The organism is Klebsiella sp. AqSCr (assembly GCF_008452795.1).
Lineage (GTDB): Bacteria > Pseudomonadota > Gammaproteobacteria > Enterobacterales > Enterobacteriaceae > Klebsiella > Klebsiella pneumoniae.
The window spans coordinates 2,748,850-2,762,411 of the sequence record NZ_MJDM01000005.1; the positions used below are offsets into that span (position 1 = coordinate 2,748,850).

13 protein-coding genes are annotated in these 13,562 nt (G+C 60.6%); 5 read left to right on the forward strand and 8 right to left on the reverse strand.

Translation table 11 applies throughout. From position 1 onward, the window contains the following. The first annotated feature begins 96 nt into the window (after positions 1-96). Positions 97-1,146: an AI-2E family transporter gene (locus BHE81_RS17585; RefSeq protein ID WP_004145147.1), complete on the forward strand. Its 1,050-nt coding sequence runs from the start codon at positions 97-99 to the stop codon at positions 1,144-1,146. On the opposite strand, the gene arnF is transcribed toward BHE81_RS17585, so the two are convergent. From arnF to BHE81_RS17625, 8 genes are all read right to left on the reverse strand, one after another. Then, positions 1,143-1,523 carry a 4-amino-4-deoxy-L-arabinose-phosphoundecaprenol flippase subunit ArnF gene (arnF, locus tag BHE81_RS17590; protein WP_002920863.1) on the reverse strand — a complete coding sequence of 127 codons (381 nt, stop codon included), beginning with the start codon at positions 1,521-1,523 and terminating at the stop codon, positions 1,143-1,145. The genes BHE81_RS17585 and arnF overlap by 4 nt on opposite strands. Next, positions 1,523-1,861 (reverse strand): 4-amino-4-deoxy-L-arabinose-phosphoundecaprenol flippase subunit ArnE, encoded by a 339-nt coding sequence (arnE, locus tag BHE81_RS17595; RefSeq protein WP_002920864.1) that lies wholly within the window; start codon positions 1,859-1,861, stop codon positions 1,523-1,525. Before arnE ends, arnF begins: the two co-directional genes overlap by 1 nt. Continuing rightward, a complete protein-coding gene (gene arnT / locus BHE81_RS17600; protein ID WP_004151418.1) occupies positions 1,858-3,513 on the reverse strand; it encodes a lipid IV(A) 4-amino-4-deoxy-L-arabinosyltransferase in 1,656 nt (551 codons plus the stop codon). Before arnT ends, arnE begins: the two co-directional genes overlap by 4 nt. After that, positions 3,513-4,415, reverse strand: coding sequence for a 4-deoxy-4-formamido-L-arabinose-phosphoundecaprenol deformylase (gene arnD, locus BHE81_RS17605; RefSeq protein ID WP_009308746.1), 903 nt, complete (start codon positions 4,413-4,415; stop codon positions 3,513-3,515). The genes arnT and arnD overlap by 1 nt, the downstream gene beginning before the upstream one ends. After that, complete coding sequence (arnA, locus tag BHE81_RS17610; RefSeq protein ID WP_004901142.1) at positions 4,412-6,397, reverse strand: bifunctional UDP-4-amino-4-deoxy-L-arabinose formyltransferase/UDP-glucuronic acid oxidase ArnA; 1,986 nt, start codon at positions 6,395-6,397, stop codon at positions 4,412-4,414. The genes arnD and arnA overlap by 4 nt, the downstream gene beginning before the upstream one ends. Beyond that, positions 6,394-7,377, reverse strand: a complete 984-nt coding sequence (arnC, locus tag BHE81_RS17615) for an undecaprenyl-phosphate 4-deoxy-4-formamido-L-arabinose transferase (RefSeq protein WP_002921035.1) — start codon at positions 7,375-7,377, stop codon at positions 6,394-6,396. Before arnC ends, arnA begins: the two co-directional genes overlap by 4 nt. Before the next feature lies 1 nt (position 7,378). Further along, positions 7,379-8,518: a UDP-4-amino-4-deoxy-L-arabinose aminotransferase gene (gene arnB / locus BHE81_RS17620; RefSeq protein WP_023301452.1), complete on the reverse strand. Its 1,140-nt coding sequence runs from the start codon at positions 8,516-8,518 to the stop codon at positions 7,379-7,381. A gap of 396 nt (positions 8,519-8,914) precedes the next feature. Beyond that, positions 8,915-9,421 (reverse strand): phenolic acid decarboxylase, encoded by a 507-nt coding sequence (locus tag BHE81_RS17625; RefSeq protein WP_004181483.1) that lies wholly within the window; start codon positions 9,419-9,421, stop codon positions 8,915-8,917. 97 nt (positions 9,422-9,518) lie between these two features. Between BHE81_RS17625 and BHE81_RS17630 the strand changes: the two genes are divergently transcribed. The 4 genes from BHE81_RS17630 to BHE81_RS17645 all read left to right on the forward strand — a co-directional run. Beyond that, on the forward strand, positions 9,519-10,379 hold the full coding sequence (locus tag BHE81_RS17630) for a LysR family transcriptional regulator (RefSeq protein WP_023301451.1): 861 nt from the start codon (positions 9,519-9,521) through the stop codon (positions 10,377-10,379). A 138-nt stretch (positions 10,380-10,517) separates the two neighbouring features. Next, positions 10,518-12,086, forward strand: coding sequence for a nickel ABC transporter substrate-binding protein (gene nikA / locus BHE81_RS17635; protein WP_004173960.1), 1,569 nt, complete (start codon positions 10,518-10,520; stop codon positions 12,084-12,086). Beyond that, positions 12,086-13,030: a nickel ABC transporter permease subunit NikB gene (nikB, locus tag BHE81_RS17640; RefSeq protein ID WP_002921105.1), complete on the forward strand. Its 945-nt coding sequence runs from the start codon at positions 12,086-12,088 to the stop codon at positions 13,028-13,030. The genes nikA and nikB overlap by 1 nt, the downstream gene beginning before the upstream one ends. Further along, positions 13,027-13,562: ABC transporter permease subunit (locus BHE81_RS17645; protein ID WP_149888834.1), on the forward strand; the 536-nt coding region annotated here is incomplete at its 3' end. The genes nikB and BHE81_RS17645, both read left to right, overlap by 4 nt.

The window sequence follows — 13,562 nt, forward strand, 5'->3', positions numbered from 1 at the left end:
TACCACGCTGTCGGCGGAAAAGCAGCCCTCCTTTCGGAATATTGGCAGTCGGCGAACCGCTACACTTATCTGGCGCGACTCATAAAAGGAATACCTATGTCCCCTCCGCAGGCTGATAAAGCCGGGCTTCATATTTTACTTAAGCTGGCGGCGCTGGTGATTATCCTCGCCGGGATCCACGCCGCCGCCGATATCCTGGTGCAGCTGCTGCTGGCGCTGTTTTTCGCTATTGTTCTCAACCCGCTGGTCACCTGGTTCATTCGCCGCGGGGTGCGGCGTCCGTTCGCCATTACCCTGGTGGTGACGGCGATGCTGGTGATGCTCACCGCGCTGCTCGGCGTGCTGGCGGCGTCGCTCAATGACTTTGTCGCCATGCTGCCCGATTTCAACCGCGCCCTGACGCGCAAGATCCTCCAGCTCCAGGAGTATCTCCCCTTCCTTAATCTGCATATCAATCCGGAGCGGATGCTGCGGCGCATGGATTCAGAACGGCTGATGACCTGGGCCACGACGCTGATGACCCAGCTTTCCGGGGCGATGGCCAGCATCGTGCTGCTGGTGATGACGGTGATCTTTATGCTGTTTGAGGTTCGCCACCTGCCCTACAAACTGCGTTTTGCCCTCAATAACCCGCGCCTGCATATCGCCGGATTGCACCGGGCGCTGAAAGGCGTCACCCATTATCTGGCGCTGAAGACGCTGATTAGCCTGTGGACCGGGCTGATTGTCTGGCTGGGGCTGCTGGCGATGGGGGTACAGTTCGCCCTGATGTGGGGGGTGCTGGCGTTTTTGCTGAACTATGTGCCGAACATTGGCTCCGCCATCTCCGCTATCCCCCCCATGCTGCAGGCGCTGCTGTTCAGCGGCATCTATGAGTGCCTGTTGGTAGGGGCGCTGTTTCTGGTGGTGCATATGGTGCTGGGCAACATGGTGGAGCCGCGCATGATGGGCCACCGGCTGGGGATGTCGACCCTGGTGGTGTTCCTGTCGTTATTGGTCTGGGGCTGGCTGCTGGGGCCGGTGGGAATGCTGCTCTCAGTGCCGTTAACCAGCGTCTGTAAAATCTGGATGGAAACCACCGTCGGAGGCAGCAAGCTGGCGATCCTGCTCGGCCCGGGCCGTCCCAAAAGCCGGCTCCCCGGCTAGCGGCGTTTCACCGGCCAGAAGATGGTCAATACGCCGGCGACGATGATCGCCACGCCCAGCAGCGATTGCCAGTAGAACGGCTCATGCCAGCCGGGCAGCCAGATGGCGGCGGCCCACACGAGGATATAGCTCAGGCTCAGTAGCGCATACGCTTTCGACAGCGGCAGGCGATGGAGGGCAAAGTACCAGCAGACCATCGACAGCAGGTAGCCCAGCAGGCCGAAAAACAGGCCGAAAGTCCCGGGCTGGAAATGCAGCAGATGCTGGAGAAATGCCACAATATCGGTCAGCGGCGGCAAGGCCACCATGGCGCTGCGCAGCAGCAACTGCGCGGCGCTGACGAGGCCGACGCTGAGTAATGCCCAGAAAAAGCCCATCAGACGCTGGTCCCCAGAATGACAATGCCCACGACGATCAACCCGACACCAAGCCAGTGGCGACGGGCGACCGGCTCATGCCAGATGCCCCAGCCCGCGAGGGTAACCCAGACGAAATTCAGACTCAGCATCGGATAGGCGATGCTGACCGGAATAGACTGCAGGACGCTCAGCCACAGCAGCATGCCGCAGCCCAGACATAACAGCGCCATCCCCAACCAGAAGAGTATATGGCGACTCCGCCGTCCGCGACGGGACGGGCGGGTCGCCTGTTTCTGGCAGAGCTGTCCGGCGCAGCTCAGCAGGCTGGCGCACACCAGACAGATCCAGACGCTCATTGCGGCAGGTACTGAAGGAAAACGACCCGGCCCAGCTCGTAGGCGTTATCCGGTTTCGGTAACGGTAAGTCGAGCATACTCTCTCCTTTATCCATCAACAGCACCAGCGAGACCGGCCCCTGCTGACGATGCGCGGCCAGCCAGTCGGCAAAACCGGCCTGGCTGACAAAGCTTCCCTGAGCATCCGGCCAGTCGAGACCGTACTTCAGCTCACCCTGTTTGTCGAACATAATAATATCGCTTCGCTTCAGCTCCCAGGCCAGGCCGCCGGCGATCCCAACGTTGTTGGTCAGGACGTAACGGCTGGGCTGCAGGGATTCGCTGACGATATCCACGAGGAACTGCGGCTGTTTGCTGTCGATAACCCGGTCCGGGATGGCGAAGCCCACCAGCAGCGCCAGGCCGAGCGGACAGAGCGCGGCGAGGCTCCAGCGGCGGCCAGAGTCTTTCATCGCCAGCCAGCCCATCAGCGCCCAGACGGCAAAAGCGATCGCCGCCAGCAGACATTTATACAGCTCAATCTTGGTCCACACCGGCTTATGCATGAAGCCCCACGGCGAGACCACCAGCACGGCGATAAGCCCCAGCAAACCAACGCCCAGGTTGATCATCCCGTTGATGCGCAACGCTTTCGCGCCGGTCTTTGCGGCCTCCAGCGCGTAGCGGGCCATCAGGATCGACAGCGGCGCAAAGCACGGCAGAATATAGGTCGGCAGTTTGCCTTTGGCGATACTGAAGAACAGGAACGGCATCGCCACCCAACCTAACAGATACAGCGCGCCGCGGGCCTCATCGCGCTCAAGCCAGCCGCGCTTTAGCGCCCCCGGCAGCAGGGCCAGCCACGGCAGACTGCCGGCGATCAGGAACGGGATGTAGTACCAGAACGGCGCTTTGTGCTGGGCGTCTTTTTCAGCAAAACGCTGAATATGCTCGACCCAGAAGAAGTAGCGCCAGAAGTCCGGCTCGCGCTGAGCGATAGCCAGCCCCCAGGGCAGCACCACCAGCGTACAGACGATTACCGCCAGCCAGCCGTAGGTCAGCACTTCACGCCAGCGTTTACGGGCGATCACCCACGGCAGAACGCCCACCACCGGCACCGCCAGCGCCAGGAAGCCCTTGGTCATCACCCCCATCCCGCAGGCGACGCCCAGCAGCACGTAGCCCAGTATTTTGCCGCTGCGGCTGTGCGCCTGCGCCGCGCCCCAGAAGCTGCACATCGCCAGCGCCAGCCACAGGGTGATCATCGGGTCCAGCACCGCATAGGTGCCAATCGCATACACCAGCATCGCGGTGAGGAAGATAATCGGCGACAGGATAGCTACCCGCTTATCACGAAAGATCCGCCACGCCAGCCAGGCCACCAGCAGGGCGGTCATGGTGATGGCGAAGACCGACCCGAAGCGTACGCCGAAGTTATTATGGCCAAACAGCCACTGACCGATACTGTTGATCCAGTAACCGGCAATCGGTTTTTCGAAGTAGCGCAGGCCGAGAAAATGCGGTACCACCCAGTCGCCGGTGGCCAGCATTTCACGGCTGATCTCCGCGTAGCGGGTTTCGTCGGGTTGCCAGAGCAAACGGAAATTGAGCGGCAGCAGATAATACAGCGCAAACAGCGCAATCAGAGAGACGCCATAGCGAATGCTTTTCATCAAATACCCGAAGTCAGTAATTGTTCACGTCCGAGCCAGCCTTCCCGGCCAGCCAGTTCACCACGAACCACTTTGCCTGAGGGCAGCTCGCTAAAGTCAGCGGGCAGCAGCTGGCTCAGTGGGCAAAACTGAATTTCTTCTTCCGCCGCCATGGTCAGTAGTTCATTGAACTGATCGGCGTAGGCAATGCCTTCCACTTCAGCGTGAATGGTATAGACCGGCACGCCCGCATCGCGATGGATGCAGTCCAGCAGGTAGCGGTTAAAGCCGGCGATATCCACCGCCGTGCCCACCGCCTCGTCCCAGGTCGGCAACGTGACCGGGATCTGCACCGTACCAGAGACGCCGCTGCCGAGCTGGGGCAGAAACGGCCGCGTGCCGCGACAGTCGCTGTTGTAGAGAAAATCGAAGGATTCTTTGGCTTTAACCACCCGCTGATCGGCGCGCCAGCCGGCGACGGCCGAGCAGGTCACCGGCCGGCCGATGATGCGCTCGAGCTCCAGCAGGCCGCGCTCAACTTCCAGCGCCAGCCGTTCCTGCGGCCAGACGCCGCTCCACGCCTGCCAACTGTAGTGGTCCCAGGCGTGCAGGCCGACTTCATGAGATTCGGCGGCGGCGCGGATCACCGCTTCGTTCCCTGCGCCGATGCGGCGCCCCGGCCAGGCGGTGCCGGCCAGCAGAATATCCCAGCCGTACAGCGAGGCGGCTCTGGAACGCAGCATCTTCCACAGAAACTTCGGTTTTACCAGGCGCCACAGGTGGCGCCCCATATTGTCCGGCCCGACGCTGAAGAAGAAGCTTGCCTGGATCCCATGCCGGCCCAGCAGCTCCAGCAGCCGCGGAACGCCGTCCCGCGTGCCGCGAAAGGTATCGACATCTATGCGTAAGCCGACCTGTTTCATGGATTTTTATCGTCCACCAGTTCAACCGTGCGCAGGAAGAAGTCCAACGTGTGTTCGACCGTTTCTTCCATCTCCACCTTCGGCTCCCAGTTCAGGCAGCGTTTGGCGTTGCGGATGCTCGGCTTACGATGCTCAACGTCCTGGTAGCCCTTTCCGTAGTAATCGCTGCTTTCCACTTCACGGAAGCCGGCGAACGGCGGGAAGCGATCGCGCAGCGGATGACGTTCGAAGCAGGCGAGCAGCATTTCGGCCAGCTCTTTGATGCTCGCTTCGTTATCCGGGTTGCCGATGTTAATGATCTGCCCGTCGCAGCGGCCGTCTTTGTTCTCGATGATGCGGAACAGCGCTTCGATACCGTCGCTGATGTCGGTGAAGCAGCGCTTCTGCTTGCCGCCTTCGATAAGCTTGATCGGCGACCCTTCCACCAGGTTGAGGATCAGCTGAGTGATGGCGCGGGAGCTACCGATACGCGCGGCATTAAGGTTATCCAGACGCGGCCCCATCCAGTTGAACGGACGGAACAGGGTGAACTTGAGGCCATTCTTATCGCCATAGGCCCAGATCACACGATCCAGCAGCTGCTTGGAGACCGAGTAGATCCAGCGCTGTTTGTTGATCGGCCCCACCACCAGGTTGGAGCTATCTTCGTCGAAATTTTTGTCGGTGCACATGCCGTACACTTCCGAGGTCGACGGGAAGATAATGCGCTTATTGTATTTTACGCAGTCGCGGATGATTTTCAGGTTCTCTTCGAAATCCAGCTCGAACACGCGCAGCGGGTTGCGGGTGTATTCGATAGGCGTGGCGATGGCCACCAGCGGCAGCACCACGTCGCATTTCTTAATGTGATACTCGATCCACTCGGAGTGAATGCTGATATCGCCTTCCACAAAGTGGAAACGCGGACAGTCGAGAAAACGGCTGATGGCGTCGGAGCCGATATCCAGACCGTAAATCTCATAGTTGTCGTCCTGCAGCAGGCGCTCGGTCAGGTGGTTACCGATAAAGCCGTTGACGCCGAGGATCAGCACCCGGGTGCGACGCTTAATCGCCACCACCGGTTTGCTGCTGATCACCGCCCCGGACACCAGGCCCAGCGCCTGCGCCAGCTGAGCGCCCTGCATGTACACGCCGCGTTCGGTCTGGCCGGTGACAATCTCCAGCGCCCCGTCCTGGCACGCGACGATCAGCGGCGCAATGGAGATCACGGTGCCCGGTTTAGCTGCTGGCAAATCGTGGCGAACGCGGGATTTCCAGACGATAAACTTGTTCGCTCCGGCGTAGCCGAAGGCGCCCGGCCACGGATCCGAGACCGCACGCACCAGATTGTGCAGGGTCTGCGCCGGCAGCTCCCAGTCCAGCCGGCCATCTTCCGGGGTACGACGCCCCACATAGGTTGCCTGGCTGTGATCCTGCGGACGCTCATCGGTGGTGCCGGCGAGGATCGCCGGCAGCGCCCGGCTCAGCAGCTCAGTGGCGGCAGCGCACAGCTTACGATGCAGCGTCAGGGCGGCGTCATCCGCGCCAATCGCCACGGCCTGCTGGGCGACGATATCGCCAGCGTCTGCGCGGTTCACCATCCGGTGCAGGGTGACGCCGGTTTCGCTTTCGCCATTGACCAGCACCCAGTTCAGCGGCGCGCGGCCGCGATATTTTGGCAGCAGCGAACCGTGCAGGTTGAACGCCCCTTTCGGCGCCAGATTGAGGATCTCATCGCCCAGCAGGTTGCGATAGTAGAAGGAGAACAGCACGTCCGGCTTCATCTCGCGGATACGCTCAATCCACAGCGGATGGTTCACGTCTTCCGGCGCCCACACCGGAATACCCTGCTCGGCGGCAAGGCGCGCCACGGAGCCAAAGAAATGGTTTTCGCCAGGGTTATCCGGGTGGGTGAAAATAGCAGCGATATCATACCCGGCGTCCAGCAGGGACTGGATACCGGTGCAGCCCATATCGTGATAAGCGAAGACTACGGCTTTCATGAACGATCTTCCTCTTTAGATGCCGTTTCCGGCTGGCGAACAACACGTTGAATAAAGTAGCGGGGGCGGGCGCGCACGTCGTTATAGATGCGGCCGATATACTCCCCGAGCAGGCCCATACCGACAAACTGGGCGCCGATGAACATGAACAGCACGGCGAAGAGCATAAACACCCCTTCCGCCGCCCACTGTGGGCCGAAGGCCAGACGCAGCACCACCAGCAGCAGGCCGAAGGCGAAGCCCAGCAGGGCAATCACGCTGCCGAAAATGCTGAGCAGACGCAGCGGCGTGGTGGTCAGACAGGTCACCAGGTCGTACATCAGGTTGATCAGGCGCATAAAGCTGTATTTGGAGTCGCCGAATTCGCGCTCGGCGTGCATCACCGGGATCTCCACCGCGCGCCGGGCGAAGGTATTCGCCAGGATCGGGATAAAGGTGCTGCGCTCATGGCAGTTGAGCATGGCGTCGATGATATGGCGGCGGTAAGCGCGCAGCATGCAGCCGTAGTCGCCCATCGCTTTGCCGGTGGTGCGCTGGATCAGGCGGTTGATCATCTTCGACGCGGTTTTACGGAAGATGCTGTCCTGACGGTTCTGGCGGACGGTGCCCACCACGTCGTAACCTTCATCAGCCTTCGCCACCAGCCGCGGGATCTCCTCCGGCGGGTTTTGCAGGTCGGCGTCGAGGGTAATAATCAGATCGCCGGTTACATGGCTGAAGCCGGCCATGATCGCCGAGTGCTGGCCGTAGTTACGGTTTAACAGCACGGCGACGACGTGGCTGCCTTCCGCCTCGGCGGCTTCGGTGAGCATGCGCGCGGAATCGTCGCTGCTGCCATCGTCGATCAACAGAATTTCATATTGCCGCCCCAGGGTGGCGCAGGCGGCATCCGTACGACGAAGCAGTTCCGGCAGGCTATCCTGTTCGTTATAAACCGGGATAACCACCGAGACCTTCTTCACGGGAGGGTAAGTAAGCATATCAACGTCCTGACAACTGGCGCAGTGCGGAGATAACGCGAGTGACATCGTCATCGGTCATATCCGGGAACAACGGGAGAGAGCAGATGCGGGCGCTGTTCCATTCGGTATTCGGCAGGGAAACCTCAGGAAAGCGCTCGCGGTAATATTTTTGCGTATGGGCCGCACGGAAGTGCAGGCCGGTGCCGATGCCCATCGCCTTCAGCTTTTCCATCAGCGCGTCGCGGCTGATGCCGCACGCGGCCTCATCGACGCGGATGATAAACAGATGCCAGGCGTGCTGGTGATCCCAGGTCGGGACGCTCAGCGGTTTAAACGGCGTGTCCGCCAGCTCGCGCAGGTAGCGCTGGGCAATCTCGGTCCGGCGCTGATTGGCGTGGCTCAGTTTTTCCAGCTGGACCAGCGCCAGAGCGGCGTTGATATCGGCAAGGTTGTACTTGAAGCCCGGGGTGATCACCTCCGCCTGCGGCGCGCGGCCGTGGGTCTGGCGATCATAAGCGTCCACGCCCAGACCATGGAATTTCAGGCTACGGATGCGGGAGGCCAGCTCGTCGTCGTCGGTGACAATCAGCCCGCCTTCGGCGCAGGTCATGTTTTTGATCGCGTGGAACGAGAAAATGGCGGTCCCCTGCCAGCCCACGTGGCGGCCTTTATAATGGGTACCGGCCGCATGGGCGGCGTCTTCGATCACCGAAATGCCATGGCGCTCGCCCACCGCGCGAATGGCGTCGATGTCGGCTGGCGCGCCCGCGTAGTGCACGGGAATTATCGCTTTGGTACGCGAGGTGATCGCCGCTTCCACCGCTGCAGGGGTAATCATCAGATTGTCGTTATCGACATCGACCATCACCGGCGTGGCGCCCAGCAGGCAGATCATATTGAGAGTGGAGACCCAGGTCTGGGACGGCGTAATGACTTCATCGCCGGGGCCAATACCCAGCGCCATCAGGGTCACATGCATCCCGCCGGTCGCTGAACTGACGGCAATCGCGTGGCGGTTGCCGGTCAGCTGGCAGAATGCCGCTTCGAGTGCCTGATTCTTCGGTCCGGTGGTGATCCAGCCCGACGCTAAAACTTCACGCAGCGCAGCCAGCTCTGCGTCGCCCATCGACGGGCGCGAAAAAGGCAAAAAATCGCTCATCATCATCCTGTTCTGTAGATGACCCACGCACGAATCTGGGTCGTTAGAATAAAATATCCTGCGCCTGCGGACTTAAACGAAATTAAAATGAAGTGAGTTCAGCACGGCATTCCATTTCAGGGTATCTCGACCACTATTAATGTAGTCGACCTTGCTTAGGATAATATTAAGAAATTAATATTTCTTCAGAATAAGAAATAACTTATTAATAAACAGTATGATAGGAGTTTTTTATGGCAGAAATTTGACGGAGGAGCGTTCCTGTCACGAAAAAGAGAACAGGAACGCAATAGTTGAAATTAAACGAGAACTAAACCAGTTCACAATTTATTATTCTGTCATTGTCACGCTTAATGACAAAAAGTTAGCGCAGATCACAAAGTTATTTCTGCTGAATTACAAATTTGCAGGAAAATCCGCAGGCAATTCGCTCGCCGGGCAATTAATGACCTCGTCATTATCCGCGCCACAGTCGCGAATGAAGGTGATAGTGGCGAACTCGTCAATCACTTCCGTCGGGTAGGCCGGGCCGGCATCGCGATACGAATTCATCAGCGGAATATGGTCGTTCTGGAAGCAGATAGTTTTTTCCGGGTTATTCATGATCCAGCGCGGGAAGAAAATAGTGCCGTGGAACAGTTTGTCGCCCAGGTTGACGATCAGGCTGACGTCGGTGCCGGTCGGTTCGGTCCAGGAGATTTTGTAGATACTTTCCCCCACCCGCACAATGTACGCTTCCTGATCTTTCACCCAGCGATTGCCGACGATGCCGCTGTGAATACGGTAGTCGAGGGTGTGGCCATTTTTGACGTAAATCTCGTAGTTCCAGCCGTTGTCGTAGGTATAGACCAGATGTTTACCGATAAAGCCGCTGAGGTCATGTTTGTCGAAAGTGCTCATCATTTATTCTCCTCTGTTTTGTTGAGGACAGCATACGTCTTTAAAAAATGAATGAATAACGCTATGTTTGGATTAAATACATTCAAATTTTAGATTGATTATGCACAAGACAACCCTGGAGCAGTGGGCGTTACTCGAAAAGGTAGTGGAATTGGGGAGCTTTGCCAGAGCGGCGGAGGAGACCAATCGCAGTCAGTCATCGGTAAGCTATAACCTCGCGCTGCTGCAGGAGCGCTTAGGCGTGGCGCTGCTGGCGCCGTCCGGCCGGCGGGCGGTGCTGACGCCGGCTGGCGAACTACTGCTGAATCAGGTCAAGCCGCTGCTGCAGGCCTTCGCCTACGTCGAGACGCACGCCGCCACTCTGCGCAACGGGGCGCGGACCCGCCTGGATCTGGTGGTCGACAGTATTTTCCCGCGCCAGCGGCTGTTCGCGATTTTACGCCAGTTTCAGCAGCGCTATCCGCAGACCCAGGTCAGGCTCACCGAAGTGCTGGAAAACCTGGATGACGAGAGCGCGGCGCGGACGGAAGCCGATGTGATGGTGTTGACCCGCCGCCAGGATATTACCGGCCGCGGGGAGTGGCTGATGAATATTGATTTCATCGCCGTCGCCCACCGCGACCACCCTCTCGCCGCGCTGGACGGACCGCTGGAGGATAGCGCGCTGGCGCCGTGGCCGCTGGTGCGCATTGCCGATCAGGGCGGAGATAGCCAGGCGCCGCGAGACGCCTGGACCTTCTCCACCATTGATGCCGCCATTGATGCGGTGATGTATCAGGTCGGCTTCGGCTGGCTGCCGGAGGAGCGCATTCGCCCCCATCTCAACCAGGGCGTGCTGAAGCGGTTGCCCCTCAGCCATGGCGCGCGCCGCGCGACGCCGCTGCATCTGATCGTTAAGCGGGACCTGGCGCCGATCGACGAACAGGTGGCCACGCTGCTGGCGTTGTTCCGGACGCCCTGAGGGGTAAGGCGGCGCTGGTCGCCTGGGCGTAATGATACGATTTTCTTATACTTTCCGGCGCAATATTGATCCAGGTTACTCCCAAAGTATGATGAATCACTAAAATCGTCATACTTTCCTGTCGTTGAGATTGCCGTCTTGTCTATTATCCGCCTCACCCTGCTGGCGCTGCTCGCCTGCGTCCCTCTGCTGGCTCAGGCCGCGCCGTACCAGCTCACCACCGCCTGGCCGGTTAACGTCGGCCCGCTGAATCCCCATCTCTATACGCCCAACCAGATGTTTGCCCAAAGCATGGTCTATGAACCGCTGGTGAAGTATCAGGCTGACGGCAGCGTACAGCCCTGGCTGGCAACCCGCTGGCGTCACTCCGCCGACGGCAAAACCTGGTGGTTCACCCTGCGCGACGATGTGGCCTTCTCCAACGGCGAACCGTTTAATGCCCAGGCCGCGGCGGCCAATTTTCAGGCGGTGCTGGCCAACCGCCAACGCCACGCTTGGCTTGAGCTCGCCAACCAAATAACCGACGTGCGGGCCCTCAGCGCCACCGAGCTGCAGATCACCCTGAAAAGCGCCTACGCCCCCTTACTGCAAGAGCTGGCCCTGCCCCGCCCGTTCCGCTTCATCGCCCCCTCGCAGTTTATCGATGGCGGCACCGCCAGGGGCATTAAAGCCCCGATCGGCACCGGCCCGTGGCGGCTGGCAAGCTCGCAGCTCAATCAGCGCGATGTGCTGGTGCGCAATGAGCGCTACTGGGGTCGCAAACCCGCGCTACAGCAAATCACCATCAAGGTGATCCCTGACGCCACCAGCCGGGCGGTGGCGTTCGAAACCGGGGAAATCGATATGCTCTACGGCGATGAAGGGCTGCTGCCGCTGGACACCTTCGAACGCTTTCGCCATCACCCCGGCTACGTGGCGCGCCTGTCCGCCCCGGCGGAGACGGTAATGCTGGCGCTAAACGCCAGCCAGGGCCCGACCCGCGAGCAGGCGGTTCGTGAGGCGCTCAACTACGCCGTCGATAAACAGACCCTTGTCGATAGCGTGTTGTATGGCACCCAGCAGGTTGCCGACACCCTGTTTGCCCCCTCCGTCCCTTACGCCCCGCAGAATCTGACGCCGCGCCGTTACGACCCGACAAAAGCCCGCGCCCTGCTGGAACAGGCCGGCTGGCAGCAGCTGGAGGGCCAGCCCTGGCGACAAAAAGCCGGGCAACCGTTGGCGATTGAGCTGGCGTTTATTGGCACCGACGCGCTGGCTAAATCGATGGCCGAAATTATTCAGGCCAATCTGCGGCAGGTCGGCGTGCAGGTCACCCTGGTGGGCGAGGAGGAAAGCAGCATTTACGCGCGCCAGCGCGAAGGCCGCTTCGGCATGATCTTCAATCGCACCTGGGGCGCGCCCTACGATCCGCATGCCTTTTTAAGCTCGATGCGCGTCCCTTCGCATGCGGATTACCAGGCCCAGCGCGGCCTGCCAGACAAGGCACTGATTGATAAAGAGATTAGTGAAGTGCTGACCACCGGGGACGAGGCGCAGCGGAGAAAACTGTACCATGATGTGCTGACCCGTCTGCATCAGGACGCGGTGTATCTGCCCATCAGCTATGTCTCGCTGATGTCGGTCGCGCGCCAGGAGGTCGGGGAGATCCCGTTCGCCCCGGTGACCAGCGAGATCCCTTTCGACCAGATTACCCCGGTAACGCCATAATGCTACGCTATATTTTACGTCGCCTGCTGCTGCTGATCCCGCTGCTGCTCGCCGCCTCCGCCATCATCTTTCTGCTGCTGCGGCTCGGCGCCGGCGACCCGGCGCTGGATTATTTACGCCTGTCGAACCTGCCGCCCACTGAAGAGATGGTTGCCTCGACCCGCGAGCTGCTGGGGCTCAACCAGCCGCTGGCAATGCAGTATCTGCACTGGCTATGGCGGGCGCTGCACCTGGATTTCGGTCTCTCCTATGCCACCCAGCGCCCGGTGCTGGACGACCTGCTGCACTTCCTGCCGGCCACCCTGCTGCTCACCGGCGCGGCGCTGGCGCTGATCCTCGTCACCTCCCTGCCGTTGGGCATCTGGGCGGCGCGCCATCGCGATCGCCTGCCGGACTATATCGTACGGCTGATTGCCTTCCTCGGCGTCTCAATGCCCAACTTCTGGCTGGCCTTTCTGCTGGTGATGCTCTTTTCCGTGCATCTGCAGTGGCTCCCGGCGATGGGGTATGGCGACTGGCAGCACCTGATATTGCCCGCCGTCTCCATCGCCTTTATGTCGCTGGCGATCAACGCCCGCCTGCTGCGCGCCAGCATGCTGGACGCCGCCAGCCAGCGTCACGTGATATGGGCGCGGCTGCGCGGATTGAGCGCGCGCCAGGTGGAGCGCCGACATATCCTGCGCAACGCCACCCTGCCGGTGGTGACCGCCATGGGCATGCACATTGGCGAGCTGATCGGCGGCACCATGATTATCGAAAATATCTTTGCCTGGCCCGGGGTCGGCCGCTACGCGGTTTCCGCCATTTTCAATCGCGATTACCCGGTGATCCAGTGCTTTACCCTGATGATGGTGACGGTGTTCGTGCTGGCTAATCTGGCGGTGGATGTGCTTAACGCGGCGCTCGACCCGCGCCTGCGCCGCCACGAGGAGGTGAGCGCATGAGAGGGCTACAAAGTTTTCGCTGGCCGGTAAAACTCGCCCTGTTAGTCATCGCGCTGCTGGCGGTCATCGCCATCGGCAGCGGCTGGTGGCTGCCCTGGGATCCAGCGGCGATTGACCTTCAGCAGCGGCTGCTGCCGCCGGGCGCAGCGCACTGGCTCGGCACCGATCATCTCGGCCGGGATATTTTCTCACGCCTGCTGGCCGCCACCCGCGTTTCGCTGGGGGCGGTGATGGCTTGTCTGCTGCTGGTGCTGCTGATCGGCCTGGCGGTCGGCGGCAGCGCCGGACTGCTGGGCGGCCGTGCCGACCGCGGCCTGATGCGCATCGCCGAACTGTTTATGACCTTTCCGACCTCGATCCTGTCGTTCTTTATGGTGGGAGTGCTGGGTACCGGGCTGACCAATGTGATCCTCGCCATTGCGCTGTCACACTGGGCCTGGTACGCCAGAATGGTGCGTAACCTGGTGGTTTCCCTGCGCCAGCGCGAATTTATCCTCGCCGCCCGTCTGAGCGGCGCCAGCCAGTGGCGCAC

Excerpts from the sequence above, each read along its gene's own strand:
- BHE81_RS17630 (WP_023301451.1), top strand. The coding sequence starts at position 9,519 with ATGCACAAGACAACCCTGGAGCAGTGGGCGTTACTCGAAAAGGTAGTG.
- arnE (WP_002920864.1), bottom strand. The coding sequence starts at position 1,861 with ATGAGCGTCTGGATCTGTCTGGTGTGCGCCAGCCTGCTGAGCTGCGCC.
- BHE81_RS17585 (WP_004145147.1), top strand. The coding sequence starts at position 97 with ATGTCCCCTCCGCAGGCTGATAAAGCCGGGCTTCATATTTTACTTAAG.
- arnC (WP_002921035.1), bottom strand. The coding sequence starts at position 7,377 with ATGCTTACTTACCCTCCCGTGAAGAAGGTCTCGGTGGTTATCCCGGTT.
- nikB (WP_002921105.1), top strand. The coding sequence starts at position 12,086 with ATGCTACGCTATATTTTACGTCGCCTGCTGCTGCTGATCCCGCTGCTG.
- BHE81_RS17625 (WP_004181483.1), bottom strand. The coding sequence starts at position 9,421 with ATGATGAGCACTTTCGACAAACATGACCTCAGCGGCTTTATCGGTAAA.
- arnD (WP_009308746.1), bottom strand. The coding sequence starts at position 4,415 with ATGAAACAGGTCGGCTTACGCATAGATGTCGATACCTTTCGCGGCACG.
- arnB (WP_023301452.1), bottom strand. The coding sequence starts at position 8,518 with ATGAGCGATTTTTTGCCTTTTTCGCGCCCGTCGATGGGCGACGCAGAG.
- arnA (WP_004901142.1), bottom strand. The coding sequence starts at position 6,397 with ATGAAAGCCGTAGTCTTCGCTTATCACGATATGGGCTGCACCGGTATC.
- arnT (WP_004151418.1), bottom strand. The coding sequence starts at position 3,513 with ATGAAAAGCATTCGCTATGGCGTCTCTCTGATTGCGCTGTTTGCGCTG.
- arnF (WP_002920863.1), bottom strand. The coding sequence starts at position 1,523 with ATGGGCTTTTTCTGGGCATTACTCAGCGTCGGCCTCGTCAGCGCCGCG.